The sequence below is a fragment of the Streptomyces sp. YKOK-I1 genome (genome assembly GCF_054660435.1).
In genome coordinates, this window is the sequence record NZ_BAAGDR010000001.1 from 3,425,749 (window position 1) to 3,445,713 (window position 19,965).

Below are 19,965 nucleotides of genomic sequence, written 5' to 3' on the forward strand. Positions count from 1 at the left end.
GCGCAGTTCCCCGCGCCCCTGAAACGCCTCCCGCGGATCACGGAGCGGCTCGTTCACGGCGGAAGGCGGCCCGGTAGTCGGTGGGGCGGACTCCGAAGTGCCGGGTGAAGAGCGCGGCGAAGGTGCCGTGGTCGCGGTAACCGACTTCGAGATGGATCTGACGACTGGTGCGGTCCGTGCTCTCCAGCAGGTGCCGGGCTCTGCGCATCCGGGCCCGCTGCAGGTGGACGAGTGGCGACTCGCCCGTCTCCTGTCGATAGCGCCGCAGCAGGGTCCGCGTACTGACGTGGAAGTGCTCGGCAAGCGTGGGCAGGTGGTATCGATCCCGCAGGTGCTGGTCGAGGAAGCGTTGCACCTGGGCGGCGAAGCCGTCACCCGGGGTGGGCAGCAGCTCGTCGTCGACATAGGGGGCCTGTGACACGCGCGCGTCGTCGATCAGTGCGATCCGAGCCGTACGGCGTGCCGCGGTACGCCCGCACTGACGCTGGATGAGGTTCAGTACGAAGTCGTACATCGCGCTGAAGGCCGCCGTCGTGGTGACGCCGCCGTCGCTGACGACCAACTCCCTGGGCGCGATGTCGGCACCGGGATACCTCCGGGCGAGTCGGCCCGCGAACAACCAGGCGGTCGTGGCCCGTCGCCCCGCGAGGAGACCGGCCTCACCGAGCAGGAACGCACCGACGCAGATCGACACCACGGCGACTCCGCGGTCGGCATGCGCACGGATCGCTTCGATCTCCGGCCCCAGCGCGTCCAGCCCGAAAGCCGGGTCCTTCTCCGGGGCCGGTTCGAAACCCGGCACCACGAGGACGTCGACGTCGCGCAACGGGGCCACCCCGAGCGTGACACCGCCCGAGGCGACGACGCGCCCTCTGGGCGAGACCACGAAGACCTCGAACGGCGTGGACGGGCCCCCGCCCGCCCGGGTGACGTGGCTGCCCATCGTCAGCAGATCGACGACCCCGAACACCTCCGACGCGAAGCAGCCCGGGTAGGCGAGCACACCCACGCGCAGTGGACCGGACGACCCCATGAGGCATCTCCTCTCGGCACCCGTGTGGCGGGATCACCCTGGAGTATGGCGATCCCGCCCCTCGGTCCGGAAGAGCCCGGCCGGTCAGCATGGCTCCGACACCCCGTCGGGAGGAGCCGGCCATGACCAGACACGAGGCGGATCACGATGACCCGCTGACCGACTTCCACTGCCGCGAGACGGCGTTCGGCGGCGTGAGCAAGGCCGTCCACGTCGCCGGGGCCGGTCCCGCGGTGATCGTGCTGCCGGAGATGCCGGGCATCAGTCCCGACCTGGCCCGGTTCGCCCGTTGGGTGCGCGAGGCCGGTTTCACGGTCTACATGCCGTCGCTGTTCGGCACCGACGGCACCTGTCCGACGACGGGTCACGGCACGTCGGTGATGAAGCGGGCCTGTGTGAGCCAGGAGTTCCGCGTCTTCGCGGGCGGCGGCACCAGCCCTGTCGTGGACTGGCTCCGCGCCCTGGCGCGACAGGCGCACGACGAGTGCGGCGGCCCGGGTGCCGGCGTGGTCGGGATGTGCTTCACCGGAAACTTCGCCCTCACGATGACACTCGAGCCCTCCGTGATCGCTCCGGTCCTCAACCATCCGTCGCTCCCCCTGGACGACCCGGCCGGGCTGGAACTCTCGCCGGCGGACGCGGTGGCGATCAGGGAGCGTTTCGAGCGTGATGACCTCAGGGCCCTGGGCTATCGGTTCGACAACGACCGCTGGTGCACCGGTCAGCGCTTCGCCGCCTATGCCGCCTTGCTGGGCGAGCGCTTCGACGGCAGGGTCGTGAGGGGCACCGCCGCGAACACCGCGCCGCCACCCTTCTTCAGGGACGTCGTCGGTACACCGCACAGCGTGGTGACCGCCCACCTGGTCGACGAGGAGGGACACCCCACCCTCCGCGCTCGCGATGAGATCATCACGTTCCTCCTGTCCCGCCTGGCGGTCGAGCGATGAACGCCGAGTACGTGCTGATCATCCACGAGGTGGCCTCCTATGCCGACTGGAAACGCGTCTTCGACGACGCCGCCCCGGCGAGGAAGGCGGCCGGCGAGATCAGTTACCAGCTCCTGCGTCGCGACTCCGCGGAGAAGGTGATCGTGCACCTGTCGCGCTGGACCTCGCTCGACGCGGCCCGCGCGTTCTTCGAGTCCGGCGAACTGGTCGAACTGCGCCGCCGCGCCGGCGTCATCGCGCCGGAGTTCCGGTACCTGGAAGAGGTCGAGGCCCGGCTGTTGTAGGGACACGTGCACCAGGCAACTACTGTCGACACTTTGCCTTGCAAGTAACTTGACGGATGTTCACTTTACTGTTCTGACAGCATCCCGACAGAAACCGTCCTTACGGTGCCGTGTTCATGACAGACACCTCGGAAACTCGCAGCCCCATCGGACGCCGTACGGTGCTCGTGGCGACGGGCGCCACCGCCGCCACCCTCGCCGTGGGCGCCGCCGCGTCGACCGAAGCCCCCACCGTCACGGCGGACGACACCGCTCCCGTCGCCGCCGCGGCCGTCTGCACCCTCACCAAGGAGATGACCGAAGGCCCCTACTACCTCGACGGACAGTACGTCCGTTCCGACGTCACCGAGGGCAAGGCCGGCATCCCGCTGAAGCTGGCCCTGACCGTGGTCGACTCCAGCAGCTGCGCCCCCCTCAGCAACGCCCTGGTGGAGATCTGGCACGCCGACGCCCTCGGCGAGTACTCGGGTTACGTCGGCAACAACGGCCACAGCGAGCCGGACGACGGCACCTTCCTGCGCGGCGGTGTGCTCACCAACTCCAGCGGCCTCGCCTCGATCACCACGATCTACCCCGGCTGGTACCGCGGCCGCTGCATCCACATCCACGTCAAGGTCGCCACCGGTGTCACGGTCTCCTCCGACGGGCACTTCAGCGGCGGCAACGAGCTGCACACCGGCCAGCTCTTCATCGACGAGACCATCACGACCGCCGTCGCCAGGATCTCGCCGTACTCGACCAACACGGTCACCCGCACGACCCTCGCGCAGGACTCCATCTACGACGACGCAGGCGCCTCCTCCGGTCTGATGACCCTGACCGCCCTGGGGAGCTCGACCTCCTCCGGGTACTCGGCGACGCTGACCCTGGGTGTCGACAGCTGAACCATGCCCGACCCGACAGGGCGTCACCGCGGCCCCGGTGACGCCCTGTCGGCGTGCGGTCAGCGCCTGCCGAGGGAGAGCCAGTTGGGGACGTCCACCTCGGCGCGCACGGTCTTCCCCGGCGGTGGCTCCCGGTCGACCACCTCCCACCGGGCGGCGAGCGCGTCCACGAGGTAAAGCCCGCGCCCGGCGTCGTCGAGCGGCCCCGGGGCGCGCACGGCCCGGGGGCCGGGCGGACGGACCCCGGCACACGTGTCGCTCACCTCCACGCGGACGCTTCCGGTCACCAGGGACAGGCACAGCTCGAAGTCCCGGCCGGGCACCCGGCCATGGGTCACGGCGTTCGCGGCCAGCTCGGCGACGATCAGCGCAACCGTGTCGGAAGCCTCGGTTCCGTGCGGGATCCCCCAGGTGTCGAGCTGGTGCAGCGCGAGGCGTCTCGCCAGGCGGGCACCCCGGGGCGTCGCACTGAAGCGCTGGGTGAACACACGTACGGTGACCGGGGGTTGGGGGGTGGGGCGGACTGTCATGGGGCCAATGTGTCCGGCCCGGACCCCGGCACGCCAGGTGAGGGGCGCGTACGCTGCGCGAGCGTACGCGGTGACGCGGTGGACAGTACCGGTGACTCGCCGTGACCATGGGCGCGGGAGGTGACCATGGCGGTCGAAAGCGGTGAGCCGGAGTCCTCGGACAGTCTGCGGACGTTCGGGGCGGTCGTCCAGGGCCTGCGGGAGCACCACGGGCTGAGCAGGGAGGAACTCGGCGACGTCGTGGGCTTCTCCAAACACACGGTGGCCTCCGTGGAGCTGGGGAGGCGGATGCCGGACGAGGAGTTCGTGGAGGCGGCAGAGACGGCCCTGGGGAACACGGGGGCGTTGAGGCGGGCGGCGGGGTTCGTCGAACGGCAGGCCGGATTGGCGACCTGGTTCCAGCGGTGGGCCCGGCTGGAGGCGACGGCGATCACGCTGTACGTGTACGAGTCGCGGATGATTCCTGGGTTGTTGCAGACGGAGGCGTATGCGCGACATCTGTTCACCCAGCAACTGCCACCCATGGACGATGAGCAGATCGAGGTCAACTGGGCGGCGCGGGCGAAGCGGCAGCGGTTGCTCCGCGAACGGCCGAACACCAACTTCAGCTTCATCATCGAGGAGCACGCCCTGCGGAGGCAGACCGGGGGCGGGGGGATCACCCGCGATGCCATCGATCATCTTCTGGAGATCGGCGAGTTGCGGAACGTCGAGATTCAGGTCATGCCGACGGTCCGTTTGTCGCACGCCGGACTGGACGGCCCCATCCAGCTGCTCGAAACTCCGCAGAACAAGTGGTTCGCCTACTGCGAAGGGCAGCGGGGTGGCCTGCTGACCTCCGACGCGAAAGAGATCAGCATCCTGCACATGCGCTATGCCAGGATGCTTTCACAGGCTCAGGGACCGGAGGACTCCACGAGCCTGTTGCGGCAGATCCGAGGAGACCTATGAACACGTCTGAACCGGCCTGGTTCAAGAGCAGCTACAGCAGCGGCGGCGACGGCGACTGTGTAGAGGTCGCCACCCGCCCCCACCAGATCCACGTCCGCGACTCCAAGGACAAGTCCGGCCCCCGCCTCACCCTCTCCCCCACCGCGTGGGCCGAGTTCGTGGCCCACGCGGGGAGGTGACCCGAGGGTCAAGAGAGCCGGTCTACTTGGCGGGGCACTCCTTCCACGCCATGTGGTAGATGGTGTTGATGTCACCGTCGGTCGAGTCCATCGTCATGAAGCTGACCTTGGACGGCGAGGAACTGCCCGCGTTCACGCGCAGCTCGGTGTTGATGTTGAAGTTGCGCTGGACGCCGCACGGGGCGTACACGAGGTTCGCCCAGTCCGTGGTGTCGGTCGCCTGCCAGTTGTCGTTGAGCGCGCCGTTGAAGGTGTGGTTCTTGAACACCGTCTGCGACGAGCCCTGGAAGTAGTACGACGACCGCTGCACGGCGTTCGCCCCGGACTGGAGCGAGGCGAAGCCACGGTAGTCCGCCTGGGCGATGGCGTACGTGAAGCCCTGCGGGACATGGACGATCAGGCTGAGCTGGCAGTTCTTGCGGAACGCGGTCGGGTCGGAGTTGCCGCCGACCTGGGCGAGGTACTCGCTGTAGGTCACGGTGAAGGCGGTGTTGTCCTCGGAGACCGCGACCGCCGCCGAACCGGGACGGCAGCCGGAGCCGTTGACCGTGGCGACATCGATGACGATCTTGTCCGGGGGCGGGTCGGCGATCCCGCCCGGCTGGTGCGCGGGCATCGCCGCGGTGACGAGGGCGGCGACGGCGCCACCCAGGAGCAGTCCACTTGCCATGGGGGGTCTCTCCTCTTCGAGGAAGCACTTCGTTGAAGTGTGGAGAACCTGTGAGGTTTCTGTGGAGCACCGCGGCGATCGAATCGTAGGGAGACGCCTGGGGAGCGGCCAGGGTGAACTCCGGCCATTCACCCCGGCCCGTTCACACGGCGGACGGGCGTCAGGAGACCAGCGGCTGCTCCTCCGACTCGGTCAGCCGTACGGTGCACAGTCCGCCGCGCTCGGCCTTCACCTCGGTCACCTTCAGCTGGGTGCCGGGCAGCAGGATGAACTCCTCCTCGCCCGTGAACGCCGAGAACTGCCGGATGCCGACGGCCCGCGCGGGCCGCACCTCGAACAGCGTGCGCTTGCCGCGGCCGCCCAGGAAGGCGCGGGCCACGCCGACTTCGGAGGTGCAGGACGACACACCCCACCAGGTGACGGTCCGTCCGACCGGGTACTGCGACCGCAGGTCCAGCGGGACGCCGCGCCACAGCGGCTCGGTGCGCACCGGCAGCCCCGACACCGCCGAGAACAGCAGCCGCAGATACGGCAGGTACGGGACCAGCTTCGACCGGTCGGGGTGGCGCAGGACGGCGTTGATCTCCCGGTAGAACGCCGACTCGCAGGTGTAGAGGTAGAGCGCGGCGACCGCGTCGGCGGACAGGCTCGCCGTCTGCTGGTCCGCGAGCCGCTTGCCGAACTCGTGCGAGCGCTGGACATGCCGGTCGAGGCCGCGCAGCAGGCCGGCGACGGGGCCGACGGCGTCCGGGAAGGCCAGCAGCGGGGTGTCGAACACACCGGTGATCTCGGGGAGGACGAGACCCTCGTCCTTGACGCTGGAGAGCCGCTCCAGATAGAGCTGGTGCAGTTCCATCGTGGACGTGATGAAGGCGCCCATCCGGGCGGCGACCCCGTCGTCGGCCCCGCCGGCCTCCCCCGCCTGCTGGTCCCATCCGGTGCTCGGCAGCCAGTCGACCGGTTCCGCGCCCACCGCCGCGAGGGCGTCGTTGACCATCGAGAAGTGGTCGCCGTCGCAGAAGATGTCGCCCTGCGCGGCGGGATTGCAGTGGTCGAGGTGCCGGACCTCGACGTCCGGGTACTTCTTCTGGAGCCGCTGGACGACCGACTTCAGGCTGCGCGCGTGCGCTCCCCACCAGGCGAAGACGACCCCGCGGTCCTCCTCGTCCTCGGCTTCCTGCTTGGCCTTGAGGATCTCCTCGACGATCCGCTCGACGGCTGGCCGCCAGAACGCGGTGTGCGGATCGGACCCGCGCGGTCCGTCGCTGCTCGCGGTGAGAGCCGCGTTCAGCAGCAGGACACCCTGGGTGAGCATCGCCTGGAACCACTCCGGCGGCTGGACGGTGTCCTGCTTCTTCAGCAGCGCGCGGACGTCCGCTATCGGGGTCTTCTTCGGGATGCCGTACTTCCACATCGCCGCCGCCTTGATGAGGCAGCGGATGCTCACGACCCGGCCAAACTGGCTGTCCTTCCAGTCGTGGAAGGTGTTGTCGAACATCGCGATGCCGGTGGCGCTCTCCGGACGCGGGTACGGGTTCTGCCCGAAGACGACGACCTTCCACTTGTGCGGCGGGTTCGGCTTGAGCGCCTGGAAGGTGAGTTCACGGACCGGGACCACGTCCGGGCCGCGGCCCGGGCCGATGAACGAGGCCGCGCCCGGCTGTGCCTCGATGACGGGCTTGAGCAGCTCAAGCCACGGTTCACCGCCGCCCTTGAACAAGTCGGCGAGGGCCAGCGGGTCGTTCGGGTCGGGCTGCGCGGAGGCGTTGGCGTCGATCATGGCGCGGACGCTACAAGGACCCACTGACAACGCCGCACGGCCGAAGGAGCGTTGTCAGTGGGTCCTTGTAGCGTCGTGATCACCGGAAGGACCGGGACCCGACGGGAGTGTGGAAGATGACCGTGAACCCTGTGCAGCCGCCGCTCCAGGTGGTGCTGACCGACGTCAACACCCGGGTGGTCGAGGCCTGGCGGGCCGCGTTCGCCGACACCCCGGAGATCGGGATCCACAAGGGCTCGCTCCTCGATGTGCGGGCCGACGCCTGGGTCAGCCCGACCAACGCCCGCGGACTGATGAACGGCGGGGTGGACGCCGTCGTCAAGCGGCACCTCGGCGCGGGCATCCAGCTGCGGGTGCAGCGGGCGATCCGCGACGGGTTCGGCGGACGGCTCCCGGTGGGCAGCGCGGTGTGCGTGCCGTCCGGGGCGACGAACCCGAGGTTCCTGATCTCCACGCCCACGATGGAGCAGTCCTCGCAGAACGTGAGCGAGACGCTGAACGTGGCCCTGGCCTGCGCCGCCGCGTTCCAGGCGATCCACCGGCAGAACGAGGCGGCGCCCGGCAGCATCGGGTCGGTGGCGCTGGTCGGCCTGGGCGCGCGGACCGGCGGGGTGCCGGCCCGGGTGTGCGCCAACCTCATGTGGACCGGCTACACGCTCTTCAACGACCACCGCTTCGAGGACTACGACGACCTGCGCGCCACGATCGTCGCCCAGCTCGACGACATCGAGAGCGCGCCCGCCGAGCAGCGGGTCCGGATAGCGCCGCCGAAGCGATCGGCCACCCGCCGCTGACGGGACTTGCCCCAACTCGCCTTGAATCACGGGGTGTTGACCGTTGCATCCCCAGGTCCTTCACAGCCGCACATTAAGGATTTCCTCAGGTGCGCTCCTAATTTCTTCCGCATGACGGGAAACAACGAGCACCACGAGATCCTCGACAGCAGCGACAACAACGACAACCAGCAGCCCGGGAAGCACCGGCTCGACAAGAGCATGAAGCGCCGCCGCGTTCTGATCGGCGGCAGCGCGGTCGCCGCCGCCGGCGGACTGGCGATCGCCGGAATGGCCTCGGCCGACACCACCACCAGCGAGTCGAGCTCCTCGGCCGCCGAGGCCGAGGCCTCCACCTCCACCTCGACCACCTCCGGCGTCTGCACCCTGAACGCCGAGGTCACCGAGGGTCCGTACTCCCTGGAAGGCGCCCTCGTCCGCGAGGACATCCGGGAGGACAAGGAGGGCTTCGAGGTCCAGTACACCTTCACGGTCGTCGACCAGGCCAACGACTGCGAGCCGCTCGCGGACGCCCTCGTGGAGATCTGGCACTGCGACGCCCTCGGCGAGTACTCCGGCTTCGTGGGCGGCAACGGCCACACGGAGGAGGACAACGGCACCTTCCTGCGCGGCGGTCAGATGACCGACGAGAACGGCCAGTGCAGCATCACCTCGATCTGGCCCGGCCACTACGTCTCCCGCGCGGTGCACGTCCATATGCGAGTGCACACGGAGGTGACGCTGACCGACGACTCGTACACCGGCGGCGACGTCATCCACACCGGTCAGCTGTTCTTCGACGCGGACATCAACGAGGAGATCCAGGCGACCTCGCCGTACTCCGCGAACACCACCAAGGAGACCGCACTCGCCGACGACAGCATCTACGACGACGGAGGCGCCTCCTCGGGCCTGCTGACCCTGACCGCGCTCGGCTCCAGCGTCTCCGACGGCTACAAGGCCACTCTCACCGTGGGCGTCAACTCCGCCTGACCCCCAGGGCGGTGCCCACCCACCCCCGCCGCGGCCCCCAGCCACGCACTGGTCAGGGCCGCGGCGGTACGGCGGCCCGCTCGACGAAGCTGCCCTGGTCGAGCGAGCATCGGTGAAGCCCGGCGGCGGTCCTTCCTCAGGCCGCCGCCGGCTCGCGTTGCGCGACGGGCGCCTTCTCCCTGCGGTGGGCGCGGACCGAATGGGCCACGGCGGCGGCCCACGTCACGACGAGGACGACGTACAGCAGGGTGCCGAACGCACCCGGCAGGTCCAGCCAGCCCCCGCTCAACAGGGTGTTGGCGTTGAGCAGGACGATGAGGCCGCCCACTGTGGAGCCCAGGATGCGCGGAGCCACGAAACGGGCGAGCCAGGCGGCGACCGGGGCGATGGCCATGCCTCCAAGGAGGAAGGCGAGCACCCAGGACCAGTTCACTCCGTGCGAACCGAGCGAGAACAGGAAACCCGCACTCGCGGCAACGGCCACCAGTGCCTTGCTGGCGTCGACCGAGCCGACCACCTTGCGCGGCTCCAGACGCCCACTGGCCAGCAGCGCCGGAGTTCCTATCAGCCCCCAGCCACCGCCGCCCGTGGCGCCGAGGAACCCGGCGACCAGACCGACCGGCACCAGGAACCTCTTGCCCAGCGGCTTGCCCGACTTCCCCCTGGGCACGCCACGCACCGTGAATCGGTAGGTGACGTAGACGCCGAGGGCGAGCAGGATCACCGCCATCACCGGGGCGGCGAGTTCGGTCGACATCCGGGACAGCACGGTCGCCCCGCTGAACGCGCCCACCGCGCCCGGAACGCCGATCCGGGCCACCACCTTCCAGTCGACGTTGCCGAAACGGGCGTGCGAGGCGCCGGACACCAGTCCCGTGCCGATCTGGGCGAAGTGGACGACGGCCGAGGCAGCAGCCGGGCTGGTGCCCAGGGCCAGCAGCAGAACCGTGGAGATCACCCCGTGCGCCATGCCTAGGCTGCCGTCCACGAGCTGGGCGCCGAGGCCCGCGAGGGCGAGCAGTACGAGCGTGCGCATCCCAGATACCTGTTCCCTAGTTCCCTGCTGTTTTCCCTGCCTTCCCCACCGGTTAGGTGGGGATTAACGGGAAGCGAGAGTAGGGGGCCGACCTGAGAGCAGCGTGTGAAACCTGTGAGACCTACGGGTTCTCCCAGGCCGCCGGTTCCGCCGCCAGTTCCCTCACCGGCTCCGGCAGGGCGTCCGCCGCGATGTCCGCGACGGTGACCCCCTCCAGGATCCGGCGCACGTTCGCGCGCAGCGCGATCCACAGCGGCAGCAGGGGCTCGGCCGAGCCCGTGTAGGTGAGACCGGTGGGGCGTTCCCCCCGGACGGAGACGATCGGGCCGTCGACCGCCCTGATCACGTCCGCGACGGTGATCGACGCGGGATCGCGGGCCAGGCGGTAGCCGCCCCCTCCGCCGCGCCGGCTGTCGACCACACCGGCCCGGCGGAGGTCGCCGAGGATCCCTTCCAGGAACTTGTGCGGAATGTCCTGCGCGGCGGCGACCGTCTCCGCCTTCACCGGGTCACCGCCCTGCCGTACGGCGAGCTCCAGTACCGCCCGTACCGCGTAGTCCGCCCGTGCCGAGATCCTCATGCGGACATTGTGGCGCGCCGCGGGGTCCGTGGGCTCAGGCCAGCCGGATCATGTTCCAGGAGAGCGGTTCGAGTACGGCGGTGAGCGTGCCGTCCGTCAGTGCCGTGCCCTCGGCCGGGTGCGGGAGGACCCGCTCGGGTTCGGCGAGGGTGTTGCGGGCGTCCGGGTCGGCGTCGGCCAGGACGGTGTGCTCGACGACCGAGGTGAGGCCGAGGCCGTTCAGGGCGACTTCGAGGGGCAGGGACTCGGTGCGGCTGCGGTTGACGGCGAAGACGGTGACCGGGCCGTCCTCGGCCCGGACCGCCGTCGCGTGCAGCAGGTCGGTCTCGCCGTACTTCTTCGTCTCGTACGTCGGTGACTCCACCCGTACGTCGAGCACCCGGCCCCGGCCGTGGCGGGCGGCCTGGGCGAACGGGAAGAACGTCGTCTGCCGCCAGGCCGGGCCGCCGGGCTCGGTCATGATCGGGGCGATGACGTTGACGAGCTGGGCGAGACAGGCGACCGTGACGCGGTCCGCGTGCCGCAGCAGGGCGATGAGGAGGGAGCCGAAGACGACGGCGTCCAGGACGCTGTAGTTGTCCTCCAGGAGCCGGGGGGCCTCCGCCCAGTCCCGTGTGCCGGAGTTCTCGATCTCGTGCCACTTCGAGATGTACCAGACGTTCCACTCGTCGAAGGAGAGGTTGATCCTCTTCTTGGACTTGAGCCGCGCGCCCACGTGGTCGGCGGTGGCGACCACGTTCTCGATGAAGGACTCCATGTCGACGGCGGAGGCCAGGAACGAGTCGAGGTCTCCGTCCTCGGGCTGGTAGTAGGCGTGCAGGGAGATGTGGTCGACGAGGTCGTACGTCTCGGCGAGGACCGTCGCCTCCCACTCGGCGAACGTGGGCATGGACTGGCTGGAGGAGCCGCAGACGACGAGCTCGACCGTCGGGTCCATCTGGCGCATCGCCCGGGCCGTCTCGGCGGCGAGACGGCCGTACTCCTGCGCTGTCTTGTGGCCGGTCTGCCAGGGGCCGTCCATCTCGTTGCCCAGGCACCACAGCCGGATGCCGAAGGGGTCCTTGTCGCCGTGCGCGACACGGAGGTCGGAGAGGGCCGTGCCGGAGGGGTGGTTGGCGTACTCCTGGAGTTCCAGGGCCTCGGCGACGCCCCGGGTGCCGAGGTTCACCGCCATCATCGGCTCCGACTGCGGGCCCACCTTGCGGAGGAAGTCGATGTACTCGGAGAGGCCGAAGCGGTTCGTCTCCGTCGAGCGCCAGGCGAGGTCGAGACGGCGGGGGCGGTCCTCCTTCGGGCCGACCGAGTCCTCCCACTTGTAGCCGGAGACGAAGTTGCCGCCGGGGTAGCGGATGGCGGTGACGCCGAGTTCGCGGACCAGGTCCAGGACGTCCTGGCGGAGGCCTTCCCGGTCCGCGGTGGGGTGGTCCGGTTCGAAGATGCCGGTGTAGACGCAGCGGCCCAGGTGTTCGACGAAGGAGCCGAAGATACGGGGGTTGACTTCGCCTATGGTGAAGGCGGGGTCGAGGGTGAAGCGTGCGGATCGCAAGGTGCGCCTTTCGAGGTGGGGTGCGATGTTTCGGTGGCGGGTGCGGGTGCGTCGTGGCTTGTCGCGCCCACGCGGCGGAGCCGCAAGTAGATACAGCCCCGCACCCCTGAAGGACGTTGGGCCAGCGCGATCACTTCGGCATCGTGCAACATCGTTCGACATTTCGGATCATGCTCGTCACTTCGAACGCGACCGTAAAATCGATGCGGTTGCGCGTCAATGGTTTCGACACGAGGTCTGATAGCGCTTTCCATCCCCGCCGCCGCACCCGCCACCCTCTCGTCGAATCTTTTCGTGACGCGGACACAACCAGCCGCGTAGGCTCGAACCGCGACCGGAAGGCGCCGGGCGGGCTGCCGTACGGCGGCGAGAAGGGGGCGGGACCTGATGGACATCGCGGGCGCGCGCGGGACGGCGTCCCGGATCGCCTCCGCGCTGCGGCGCCCGAGGACCGGACCGGCCATGCGCGACCTGACGGTCGCGCTCTCCGCCGCACTGCGGGCCAGGCCCCGGCGGCCGGCCGGGGTGCGGGAGGTGTCGCGGGCCCTGTGCGAGGCGATGGCCGCGCGGCGCGGCGGACGCCCCGTGGAGCTGCGGTTCGAGCGGTTCCCGGACGAGATCGGGGTGACCGGGCTGTGGGTGGAGTTCCGCGACTTCGACCTGGTCATCGTGGAGGAGCGGGCCGAGGCCGTGCAGCAGCTGGTCATCCTCGGGCATGAGCTGTGGCATCTGCACGCCGGACACCGGCACCACCATCACGGGGTCGGCCGGGACGCGGCCGGGGTGCTGGCCGGCCGGCGCGGCTGGGAGTCCATGGCGCTGACGGTGGCCGCCCGCAACGGGTCCCGGGAGGCCGACGAGGCCGAGGCCGACGACTTCGGGCACCGGCTCGCGGCCCGCTTCCGGCGCTATCTCGACGAGGGCGGGGCCGCCGGGGAGACCTCGCCGGTGCAGCGGACGCTGGGCTACCGCGGACGCGGGGGCGCGGCCCGGTGATGCACGGTCTCTACATCTCCTTCTGGCTGCCCACGGTGGTGCTGGGCGCCGCCCTGGCCATCAAGCTGCCCAGCATCCTCAAGCTGTGGCGGGACCCGCTGCTGCGGGCGGTCGGCGGGCTGCTGCTGTTCGCCTGCGCGGTGTTCGTGTTCGCCGCGCCGAGGACGATCGCCTGGACCAACCGGGTCACCGGGGTCCCCAACATCGCCGCGCCCTGGGTGTACTCGCTGCTCACCGCGCTCTCCGCGTCCTGGCTGCTGCTGGTCATCGCCTGGCGCAACAACCTCACCGAGCGCTCGGCCCAGACCCGGCGGGCCACCCGGTGGGTGGTGTCCGTGTACGCGGGGGTCGTGGTCACGCTGTGGGTGCTGTTCGCGCTCGCCGACGTGCCCGTGGAGCGGATCCGGGACCTGGACACGTACTACGCCACGACGCCCTTCATGCGTGAGGAGATCCTGCTCTATCTGCTCGCGCACACGGTGGCCTGCTCGGTCACCGCCGGGCTGATCTGGAACTGGAGCCGCACCGAGGGCCTCGACGCCTGGCTGCGCTGGGGGCTGCGCTTCCTCGGGGCCGGGTATGTGACGAACCTGCTGTTCAGCGCGGCCAAGCTGACGGCCGTGGTGGCCCGCTGGACCGGGCACGACCTGGACTGGCTGAACACCAACATCGCGCCGTCGGCGGCCTGTGTCGCCGCCACCCTGGTCGCGATCGGCTTCATCGTGCCGCACGCCGGCCAGTACCTCCAGGAGCGCTGGCGGGTCCGTCGGCTGCACCGCGGCCTCGGCCCGCTCGCCCGGCTGATGCGGCCCGTCGTCGGCACCCGGGAGCCGCTCGCCCTGCGCGCCACCCCCGAACTCCGGCTGATCCGCCGCGAGACCTTCATCCGGGACGCCGTCCTCCAGCTCTCCCGCCACCTCGACGACGACCTGCGCAGGCGCTCCTACGACGCGGCGGTCGCCCTCGGCCACGACCGCGGCCGTGCGCAGGCCCTGGCGGCGGCGGTGACGATCCAGGCGGCGGTGGCGGCGAGCCGCCGAGCGGAGTCGTCACCGGGGTCCCCGACCGACGCCACGGACCGCCCCGCCCGTCCCGAGGCGCCCTCCACCCCCCTGGGAACCCCGCCCCTGACCCCCGGCACCGCCATCGCAGGAGCCCGCGGCGCGGGGCCACGCCTGGAGGAGACGCTGCCGGAGGCGGAGACCCACGGGCCGCAGACCCACGGGCCGGAATCCCGCCGGACGGAAACCCGCCGGACGGAAGCCCACGACGAGGGATCCCAGACCGCTGAGGCCCGAGAAGTGGGAGCCCGAGATGCGGATGCCCGGCGTGCGACAGCCACGCACGAAACCTCGGGCCGGCCCGACGGAGGGCTTCGCCCCGGCGGGGCGGACACGACTTATCTGTTGCGGGAGATCCAGGCCGTGTCCGAGGTTCTCCGGCATCCCGACGACATCGACGCGGTCCGTGAGCTCGCGGTCCGCCCCGGCAGAGAGCATGTCCCCGCATGAGTGAAGATCCCACCCCCGCCAGAACCGCCGTAGTCCTGGGGGGATCCCATGCCGGCATGCTCGCGGCGGCCGCCCTGGCCCCGTACGCCGAGCGGGTCGTCGTCGTCGAGCGGGACGTCCTGCCCGACGGCCCCGAGCCCCGCAAGGGGCTGCCCCAGGCCCGCCACGCCCACATGCTGTGGTCGGGCGGGGTGCGGGCGCTCACGGAGCTGCTGCCGGGCGCCGCGGAGGCGCTGCGGGCGGCCGGGGCGCGCCGGCACCCGGTCACCACGGACATGGTCGTCCTGGGGCCGCGCGGCTGGTTCCGGCGCTGGCCCGAGTCGCACCATGTGATCCTCGCCGGACGGGACCTGCTGGACGCCACGGTCCGGGCGCAGGTCCTGGCCGACGAGCGGGTCGAACTGCTCGACGGCACCGAGGTGCTGGGGCTGGAGGGCACCGCCGGGGCGGTCACCGGGGTGCGGGTCCGCGACCGGGAGCGGGACACCGTACGGGTGCTGCGGGCCGGGCTGGTCGTGGACGCGACCGGGCGCGGCTCGCGGGCGTCGCGGTGGCTGACGGAGCTGGGGCTGCCGGAGGTGGAGCGGCGCGAGGTCGACGCGGGGCTGGCGTACGCGAGCCGGCTCTATCTCGCTCCCGAGCAGGCGCGGTCCGGCTATCCGATCGTGAACGTGCAGCCCGATCCGCGGGACCCGCGTCCGGGGCGGGCCGGCTTTCTGCTGCCCATCGAGGACGGGCGCTGGATCGTGACCCTCAACGGCACGCGCGGCGGTGAACCGTCCGCCGACGCCGGGGACTTCGTCCGGTTCGCCCGGGAGGAGCTGCGGCACCCGGTCATCGGGGAGCTGCTGGAGCGGGCCGAGCCGCTGACCGACGTGTCGTACACGCGGTCCACGCTCAACCGGCGGCACTTCTACGAGCGGATGCCGCGGTGGCCGGAGAACTTCGCGGTGGTCGGGGACGCGCTGGCCGCGTTCAACCCGCTCTACGGGCACGGTCTCGCCGTCGCCGCGCAGAGCGCGGTGCTGCTGCGGGACGTGGTGCGGCGGTACGGGTGGGGGGCGGCCGGCCTGGCACGGCGGGTGCAGCGGGCGGTGGTCCGGCCGGCGGGGGCGGCGTGGGATCTCGCGGTCGGGCAGGACGTGTTCTATCCGGGGGCGACGGAGGGCGGGCCGACGGCACGCGACCGGGTGCTGTCGGCGTACGTGGGCCGGCTGATGCTGACGGCGACCGGCAACGGACGGATCGCCCGGCGGGTCACGGACGTGACGTCGCTGGAGCGGGGGGCCGGAGTCCTGCTGACCCCGTCCGTCCTGCTGGCCGCCGCGGCGGGCCCGCTGAAACCGGCGTTGAGCGGGCCGCCGTTGACCGGGGAGGAACTCAAGCGGGTGGGGCTGCAGTAGCGGGTGCGGCGGAGCGCCTCCGTCCGAGTGGACGCATTGCGAAGGAAGCCGGACAGGCGTGCACGGGCTGTTAACGACAGTCCACGCACGGCCCCGGCATTCTCGTCGCACATGATCCGCTCGACGGAAGGGAACCCCCCATGCGCTTCAAGGCTTTGACGGTGGCCGCCACGGCTGTCGGCGCCCTCGCGCTCACCGCCGCACCGGCCAGTGCGCAGCCCTACTGGCAGGCCGTGGACACGAACTCCAACTGGAGTTGTACCCCGTACTACACCCACAAGGTGTCCGACAACGTCAAGTTCAAGCTCTGCGAGGTCGTGAACGCGAACTACGACGCGCAGGTGGTGGTGGTCGTCCAGAACACGGCGAGCGTGGCGGTCACGATCGCGGGCGCGGTCGACAGCAGTTACGGCAGCTCCGGATCGTGCTACACCTCCACGCTCAACTCCGGCTTCACCCGTGGGTGTTTCGGTACGACCGAGGACTACAGCACCTCGGGCTGGTGGATCTGGGGACAGGTCTCGGTCAACGGTGTGGCCGACTCGATCACGGTCACGTCGTGACAGGCCCCGTCAGCCTCTGAACGCGGGCTGGGGCAGCCCCTTCCCCGCTCCCGGTACCACCAGCAGGGAGCCCGCCACCGGGTGCGGGGAGGTCAGGCCCACCCTCGCCGTCGTGATGTAGAGGTCGGTGAGGTCGGGGCCGCCGAAGGCGCAGGCCGTCACCCGGGGGGTGGGGAGGGTGATGACGCGGTCGAGTTCACCCGCGGGGGTGTAACGGCGTACCGCTCCGCCGTCCCAGAGGGCGACCCAGACGCAGCCGTCCGCGTCGACGGTCAGGCCGTCGGGGAAGCCGGCGCCGTCCTCGATCGTGACGAAGGGGCGGCGGTCGGAGATCCGGCCGCCGGTGAAGGCGAAGACGTCGACCCGGCGGGTCGGGGAGTCGATGTAGTACATGAGCGAGTGGTCCGGGCTCCAGCCCGTGCCGTTGCTCACCGCCACGTCGTCGAGGAAGACCTCGGCGGTTCCGTCGCCGGTGAAGCGGGACAGGGTGCCGCCGCCGGGCGCCTCGTCGTAGCGCATGGTGCCGGCCCACAGGGAGCCGTCGGGGGCGACGGCGGCGTCGTTGGCGCGGCGGCCGGGGACCGGCTCGTGGTGCAGCCAGCGGAAGGCGCCGTCCTCGTCCAGCAGGGCCACGCCGTCACGGAGGTTGAGCACCAGACCACCGCCCTCGCGGGGCTTGGCCGCGCCCACGTGCTGGTCGGTGACCCGGACCGTGCGGCGGCCGGTCGAGGGGTCGTAGGTGTGCAGCCGGGAGCCGAGGATGTCGAGCCAGAGCAGACGGCCGGTGGCCGGGTCCCAGGTGGGGCCCTCGCCGAGGGTGGCCTCGGCCCGTACCGCGACGTCGTACGAGGTGCTCATGCCACGCTCCGGTAGCCGAGGAGTTCGGAGAGTTCCGCGGCGCCCTTGGCGGCGAGCTGCTCCAGCTCGACCCGGCGCTCGTCGCTCCAGCGGATCATGGGGACGGAGATCGACAGGGCCGCCACCACCTGGCCGGTGCGGTCGCGGACGGGCGCGGCCACACAGCTGACGTCGGGGTTCGACTCACGGCTCTCCACCGCGACGCCCCGGTCCCGGATCTCCGCGAGCGCGGTGCGCAGGGCGGCGGGCTCGGTGATGCTGTTCGGGGTCATCCGCACGAGCTGGGCGTCGTCGGGGACCCGGGCGGAGAGCTCGCTCTCGGGCAGGGAGGCCAGCAGCATCTTGCCGACGGAGGTGCAGTGGGCGGGCAGCCGGCGGCCGGCGGCCGAGACCATGCGCACCGCGTGCGTGGAGTCGACCTTGGCGATGTAGATGACGTCCGTGCCCTCCAGGATCGCCACGTGGACCGTCTCGTCACACGTCTCGGCGACCGTGCGGGCGACCTGCTGCCCCTCGGCGGCGAGGTCGAGCTGCTCGGCGTACCGGCTGCCGAGCTGGTACGGGCGGACGCCGAGGCGGTACCGTCCGGGCTGTCCGGGTACGGGGACGATGTAGGAGCGCGCGGCGAGCGTGGTCACCAGTTCGTGCACCGTGGTGCGCGGGAGCTGGAGCCTGCGCACGATGTCGGGGGCGGAGAGCGTCCCGTCCCCGTCGAGGAAGAGCTCGAGAATGTCGAGAGCTCGGGTCACGGCTGGTACGAGGCGTCCCACGACCGGCCCCCTCCCTGTTTCGTCCCTGGCCTGCGTTCGAAATTTCAACAGGCGATCGGCATGGCGAACACAGGCTGTCATATGGCGCTGCGCTGGGCAATGGTCATGAAACGCCTCGGTGGGCCAGGATGGGGGCATGCCGACCCCGAAACGTCTCGCCGGCACCTTCAGTGTCGCCGACTTCCAACTCGTGCTGCTGCGCCGCATGGCCGACCACAATCCCGATCTGGTGGACGACGCCCGCCATGACCTGGGGGTGTCCCTGGCGCAGATGAGGGAGGCCAACAAGCGCTGGCAGGCCATGGTCCACTCCCCGCACGCACGGGGCGCCCTCTCCCGTTACCGCTCGGTCCTCGGTGAACCCGAGTCCAGGACCGCCCGCCGCGTCGGCGACCTCGACTGCGAGTCCTGGCAGTGGCCGATCCCCCTCTGGCCCGACCTGCGCTTCGAGGTGCTGCTCGCACCGGACAACGCCGTCTGGAACGACTGGCTGGTCCGCGCCCCGCAGCAGCCGGGCCCCGCGCTGCGCGCCCTGGACGACCTGACCCCCTGGTCCTCCACGGTCGACGAGGTCGCCCGCGCCTTCGCCCCGGCCCGCCCGCTGGAGGGGACCGCCCCCGGCCGCTGGGGACTGGCCTTCACCGCGCCGGACGCACGGGGCGTGCCCAGGGACGTGATCGCCGAGTTCACCTGGGGCCTGCTCCAGCGGACGACGGTCCGGGACGGAAGCGGCCCGGGGACCGACCTGCACGAGCAGCAGGCACTGCACGAGCAGCAGTACGGGCACTTCGGGCAGCAGTACTAGCCCTGGCGGGCCGCCGCGAGGATCGACGCCGCGACCGCCGCCACCGAGTCGGTGTGCAGGAACAGGAACAGGTTCGGTTCGACCAGTTCCAGTTCCATGACCTGGGGGCGGCCGTCGTCGCCGTCGACGAGGTCCACGCGTGCGTACAGCAGCTCGGGAGCCTCCGGTACGGCCGCCAACGCCTGTTCGGCCACGGCCAGTTCGGCGTCCGTGGGCTGCCAGACCTCCAGGCCCGGGTGGGCCACCTTGCGCTCGTCGTACGGCGTTCCGGGGGCGAGGACGGCACCCTTGCGGCTGGCGTGCAGCAGGCGTCCGCCGAAGAACTGCAGGGCCCGCTCGCCGGCCGCGTCGATGCCCCGCACATAGGGCTGCACCATCGCGGTGAAGCCCTCGGCGTGCAGGCGCGCGAGGTGCCGTAGGGCGGTGTCGTGCTCGTCGGGGGTGTAGCGGGCGGCGAAGCGGGCGCCGCCGCCGGAGGTCGGCTTCACGACGTACTCGTGGTCGTCGGGGAGGCCGGCCGGCTCGCCGGGCGCGAGGTAGCGGGTCGGGACGGTCGCTACCCCGGCGGCCGCGAGCGCGCCGAGGTAGCGCTTGTCGCTGTTCCAGCGGATCACCTCGGCCGGGTTGGCCAGCCGGGTGAGGGCGCCGGTCTTCTCGGCCCAGGCCAGGAACTCGGCCGCGCGCCAGCTGTAGTCCCAGGTGGAGCGGATGACGGCGAGGTCGAGATCCGCCCAGTCGACGTCAGGGTCGTCCCAGACGACGGCCCGCGCGTCCGCCCCGGCCTCCGTCAGCGCCGCCACCAGCCCCGGCAGATCCCGGTCGACGGCCACCTCGGGTCCCGGTCGGCAGGTGACGAGGGCGATACGGGGCACA

Annotated in this window: 21 protein-coding genes and 1 pseudogene; 12 read left to right on the forward strand and 10 right to left on the reverse strand. The window is 71.0% G+C overall.

The features are described 5' to 3' along the window. Positions 1–37: 37 nt before the first annotated feature. Positions 38–1,033, reverse strand: coding sequence for a GlxA family transcriptional regulator (locus ACYQ8Q_RS14855; protein WP_460065183.1), 996 nt, complete (start codon positions 1,031–1,033; stop codon positions 38–40). A gap of 122 nt (positions 1,034–1,155) precedes the next feature. On the opposite strand from ACYQ8Q_RS14855, the gene ACYQ8Q_RS14860 reads away from it, so the two are divergent. The 3 genes from ACYQ8Q_RS14860 to ACYQ8Q_RS14870 all read left to right on the forward strand — a co-directional run bounded on the left by ACYQ8Q_RS14860 (position 1,156) and on the right by ACYQ8Q_RS14870 (position 3,148). Further along, the gene (locus ACYQ8Q_RS14860) at positions 1,156–1,980 is read left to right on the forward strand and encodes a dienelactone hydrolase family protein (RefSeq protein WP_460065184.1); all 825 of its coding nucleotides are present in this window, start codon (positions 1,156–1,158) and stop codon (positions 1,978–1,980) included. Beyond that, a complete protein-coding gene (locus ACYQ8Q_RS14865) occupies positions 1,977–2,264 on the forward strand; it encodes an antibiotic biosynthesis monooxygenase (protein ID WP_460065186.1) in 288 nt (95 codons plus the stop codon). Before ACYQ8Q_RS14860 ends, ACYQ8Q_RS14865 begins: the two co-directional genes overlap by 4 nt. A 116-nt stretch (positions 2,265–2,380) precedes the next feature. Then, a complete protein-coding gene (locus ACYQ8Q_RS14870; RefSeq protein ID WP_460065188.1) occupies positions 2,381–3,148 on the forward strand; it encodes an intradiol ring-cleavage dioxygenase in 768 nt (255 codons plus the stop codon). Between the two features lie 59 nt (positions 3,149–3,207). Here the strand turns inward: ACYQ8Q_RS14870 and ACYQ8Q_RS14875 are convergent, their stop codons facing one another. After that, positions 3,208–3,678: an ATP-binding protein gene (locus ACYQ8Q_RS14875; RefSeq protein WP_460065190.1), complete on the reverse strand. Its 471-nt coding sequence runs from the start codon at positions 3,676–3,678 to the stop codon at positions 3,208–3,210. Positions 3,679–3,804: 126 nt separating this feature from the next. Here ACYQ8Q_RS14875 and ACYQ8Q_RS14880 point away from each other — a divergent pair, with 126 nt between their 5' ends. Together ACYQ8Q_RS14880 and ACYQ8Q_RS14885 are read left to right on the forward strand one after the other, a co-directional pair. Beyond that, positions 3,805–4,629: a helix-turn-helix domain-containing protein gene (locus tag ACYQ8Q_RS14880; RefSeq protein WP_460073320.1), complete on the forward strand. Its 825-nt coding sequence runs from the start codon at positions 3,805–3,807 to the stop codon at positions 4,627–4,629. Beyond that, positions 4,626–4,808 carry a DUF397 domain-containing protein gene (locus tag ACYQ8Q_RS14885; protein ID WP_460065191.1) on the forward strand — a complete coding sequence of 61 codons (183 nt, stop codon included), beginning with the start codon at positions 4,626–4,628 and terminating at the stop codon, positions 4,806–4,808. The genes ACYQ8Q_RS14880 and ACYQ8Q_RS14885 overlap by 4 nt, the downstream gene beginning before the upstream one ends. Positions 4,809–4,830: 22 nt before the next feature. On the opposite strand, the gene ACYQ8Q_RS14890 is transcribed toward ACYQ8Q_RS14885, so the two are convergent. Together ACYQ8Q_RS14890 and ACYQ8Q_RS14895 are read right to left on the reverse strand one after the other, a co-directional pair. Continuing rightward, on the reverse strand, positions 4,831–5,478 hold the full coding sequence (locus tag ACYQ8Q_RS14890) for a DUF4360 domain-containing protein (protein WP_460065193.1): 648 nt from the start codon (positions 5,476–5,478) through the stop codon (positions 4,831–4,833). A 160-nt stretch (positions 5,479–5,638) separates the two neighbouring features. Further along, positions 5,639–7,258 carry an ADP-ribosyltransferase domain-containing protein gene (locus tag ACYQ8Q_RS14895; protein WP_460065194.1) on the reverse strand — a complete coding sequence of 540 codons (1,620 nt, stop codon included), beginning with the start codon at positions 7,256–7,258 and terminating at the stop codon, positions 5,639–5,641. A 116-nt stretch (positions 7,259–7,374) separates the two neighbouring features. Between ACYQ8Q_RS14895 and ACYQ8Q_RS14900 the strand changes: the two genes are divergently transcribed. Beyond that, positions 7,375–8,052: a macro domain-containing protein gene (locus ACYQ8Q_RS14900; protein WP_460065196.1), complete on the forward strand. Its 678-nt coding sequence runs from the start codon at positions 7,375–7,377 to the stop codon at positions 8,050–8,052. A gap of 111 nt (positions 8,053–8,163) precedes the next feature. Continuing rightward, positions 8,164–9,024, forward strand: coding sequence for an intradiol ring-cleavage dioxygenase (locus tag ACYQ8Q_RS14905; RefSeq protein ID WP_460065198.1), 861 nt, complete (start codon positions 8,164–8,166; stop codon positions 9,022–9,024). Positions 9,025–9,160: 136 nt separating this feature from the next. Here the strand turns inward: ACYQ8Q_RS14905 and ACYQ8Q_RS14910 are convergent, their stop codons facing one another. The 3 genes from ACYQ8Q_RS14910 to arfA form a co-directional block, all read right to left on the reverse strand. Beyond that, a complete protein-coding gene (locus tag ACYQ8Q_RS14910; protein WP_460065199.1) occupies positions 9,161–10,060 on the reverse strand; it encodes a sulfite exporter TauE/SafE family protein in 900 nt (299 codons plus the stop codon). 121 nt (positions 10,061–10,181) lie between these two features. Next, positions 10,182–10,640 (reverse strand): RrF2 family transcriptional regulator, encoded by a 459-nt coding sequence (locus ACYQ8Q_RS14915; RefSeq protein ID WP_460065201.1) that lies wholly within the window; start codon positions 10,638–10,640, stop codon positions 10,182–10,184. 34 nt (positions 10,641–10,674) lie between these two features. Next, complete coding sequence (gene arfA, locus ACYQ8Q_RS14920; protein WP_460065202.1) at positions 10,675–12,186, reverse strand: arabinosylfuranosidase ArfA; 1,512 nt, start codon at positions 12,184–12,186, stop codon at positions 10,675–10,677. Between the two features lie 387 nt (positions 12,187–12,573). On the opposite strand from arfA, the gene ACYQ8Q_RS14925 reads away from it, so the two are divergent. The 4 genes and pseudogenes from ACYQ8Q_RS14925 (at position 12,574) to ACYQ8Q_RS14940 (ending at position 16,659) form a co-directional block, all read left to right on the forward strand. Further along, a complete protein-coding gene (locus tag ACYQ8Q_RS14925) occupies positions 12,574–13,182 on the forward strand; it encodes a toxin-antitoxin system, toxin component family protein (protein ID WP_460065205.1) in 609 nt (202 codons plus the stop codon). Beyond that, positions 13,182–14,249, forward strand: a pseudogene (locus tag ACYQ8Q_RS14930) (MAB_1171c family putative transporter); the annotation flags it as partial. The gene ACYQ8Q_RS14925 and the pseudogene ACYQ8Q_RS14930, both read left to right, overlap by 1 nt. A gap of 440 nt (positions 14,250–14,689) precedes the next feature. Then, positions 14,690–16,096, forward strand: a complete 1,407-nt coding sequence (locus ACYQ8Q_RS14935) for an NAD(P)/FAD-dependent oxidoreductase (protein WP_460065207.1) — start codon at positions 14,690–14,692, stop codon at positions 16,094–16,096. Between the two features lie 140 nt (positions 16,097–16,236). After that, positions 16,237–16,659 carry a hypothetical protein gene (locus ACYQ8Q_RS14940; RefSeq protein WP_460065210.1) on the forward strand — a complete coding sequence of 141 codons (423 nt, stop codon included), beginning with the start codon at positions 16,237–16,239 and terminating at the stop codon, positions 16,657–16,659. 9 nt (positions 16,660–16,668) lie between these two features. Here ACYQ8Q_RS14940 and ACYQ8Q_RS14945 read toward each other — a convergent pair whose 3' ends face one another. Together ACYQ8Q_RS14945 and ACYQ8Q_RS14950 are read right to left on the reverse strand one after the other, a co-directional pair. After that, a complete protein-coding gene (locus tag ACYQ8Q_RS14945) occupies positions 16,669–17,517 on the reverse strand; it encodes an SMP-30/gluconolactonase/LRE family protein (protein WP_460065212.1) in 849 nt (282 codons plus the stop codon). Then, the gene (locus ACYQ8Q_RS14950) at positions 17,514–18,287 is read right to left on the reverse strand and encodes an IclR family transcriptional regulator (protein ID WP_460065214.1); all 774 of its coding nucleotides are present in this window, start codon (positions 18,285–18,287) and stop codon (positions 17,514–17,516) included. The genes ACYQ8Q_RS14945 and ACYQ8Q_RS14950 overlap by 4 nt, the downstream gene beginning before the upstream one ends. A 136-nt stretch (positions 18,288–18,423) precedes the next feature. On the opposite strand from ACYQ8Q_RS14950, the gene ACYQ8Q_RS14955 reads away from it, so the two are divergent. Further along, positions 18,424–19,092, forward strand: a complete 669-nt coding sequence (locus ACYQ8Q_RS14955) for a hypothetical protein (RefSeq protein WP_460065217.1) — start codon at positions 18,424–18,426, stop codon at positions 19,090–19,092. On the opposite strand, the gene ACYQ8Q_RS14960 is transcribed toward ACYQ8Q_RS14955, so the two are convergent. Next, on the reverse strand, positions 19,089–19,964 hold the full coding sequence (locus ACYQ8Q_RS14960) for an ATP-grasp domain-containing protein (RefSeq protein WP_460065219.1): 876 nt from the start codon (positions 19,962–19,964) through the stop codon (positions 19,089–19,091). The two genes, ACYQ8Q_RS14955 and ACYQ8Q_RS14960, sit on opposite strands and share 4 nt — an antisense overlap. Position 19,965 lies beyond the last annotated feature (1 nt).

What these genes read in the sequence shown, in the direction of transcription:
- ACYQ8Q_RS14855 (WP_460065183.1), bottom strand. Translation starts at nt 1,033, where the DNA reads ATGGGGTCGTCCGGTCCACTGCGCGTGGGTGTGCTCGCCTACCCGGGC.
- ACYQ8Q_RS14860 (WP_460065184.1), top strand. Translation starts at nt 1,156, where the DNA reads ATGACCAGACACGAGGCGGATCACGATGACCCGCTGACCGACTTCCAC.
- ACYQ8Q_RS14865 (WP_460065186.1), top strand. Translation starts at nt 1,977, where the DNA reads ATGAACGCCGAGTACGTGCTGATCATCCACGAGGTGGCCTCCTATGCC.
- ACYQ8Q_RS14870 (WP_460065188.1), top strand. Translation starts at nt 2,381, where the DNA reads ATGACAGACACCTCGGAAACTCGCAGCCCCATCGGACGCCGTACGGTG.
- ACYQ8Q_RS14875 (WP_460065190.1), bottom strand. Translation starts at nt 3,678, where the DNA reads ATGACAGTCCGCCCCACCCCCCAACCCCCGGTCACCGTACGTGTGTTC.
- ACYQ8Q_RS14880 (WP_460073320.1), top strand. Translation starts at nt 3,805, where the DNA reads ATGGCGGTCGAAAGCGGTGAGCCGGAGTCCTCGGACAGTCTGCGGACG.
- ACYQ8Q_RS14885 (WP_460065191.1), top strand. Translation starts at nt 4,626, where the DNA reads ATGAACACGTCTGAACCGGCCTGGTTCAAGAGCAGCTACAGCAGCGGC.
- ACYQ8Q_RS14890 (WP_460065193.1), bottom strand. Translation starts at nt 5,478, where the DNA reads ATGGCAAGTGGACTGCTCCTGGGTGGCGCCGTCGCCGCCCTCGTCACC.
- ACYQ8Q_RS14895 (WP_460065194.1), bottom strand. Translation starts at nt 7,258, where the DNA reads ATGATCGACGCCAACGCCTCCGCGCAGCCCGACCCGAACGACCCGCTG.
- ACYQ8Q_RS14900 (WP_460065196.1), top strand. Translation starts at nt 7,375, where the DNA reads ATGACCGTGAACCCTGTGCAGCCGCCGCTCCAGGTGGTGCTGACCGAC.
- ACYQ8Q_RS14905 (WP_460065198.1), top strand. Translation starts at nt 8,164, where the DNA reads ATGACGGGAAACAACGAGCACCACGAGATCCTCGACAGCAGCGACAAC.
- ACYQ8Q_RS14910 (WP_460065199.1), bottom strand. Translation starts at nt 10,060, where the DNA reads ATGCGCACGCTCGTACTGCTCGCCCTCGCGGGCCTCGGCGCCCAGCTC.
- ACYQ8Q_RS14915 (WP_460065201.1), bottom strand. Translation starts at nt 10,640, where the DNA reads ATGAGGATCTCGGCACGGGCGGACTACGCGGTACGGGCGGTACTGGAG.
- ACYQ8Q_RS14925 (WP_460065205.1), top strand. Translation starts at nt 12,574, where the DNA reads ATGGACATCGCGGGCGCGCGCGGGACGGCGTCCCGGATCGCCTCCGCG.
- ACYQ8Q_RS14935 (WP_460065207.1), top strand. Translation starts at nt 14,690, where the DNA reads ATGAGTGAAGATCCCACCCCCGCCAGAACCGCCGTAGTCCTGGGGGGA.
- ACYQ8Q_RS14940 (WP_460065210.1), top strand. Translation starts at nt 16,237, where the DNA reads ATGCGCTTCAAGGCTTTGACGGTGGCCGCCACGGCTGTCGGCGCCCTC.
- ACYQ8Q_RS14945 (WP_460065212.1), bottom strand. Translation starts at nt 17,517, where the DNA reads ATGAGCACCTCGTACGACGTCGCGGTACGGGCCGAGGCCACCCTCGGC.
- ACYQ8Q_RS14955 (WP_460065217.1), top strand. Translation starts at nt 18,424, where the DNA reads ATGCCGACCCCGAAACGTCTCGCCGGCACCTTCAGTGTCGCCGACTTC.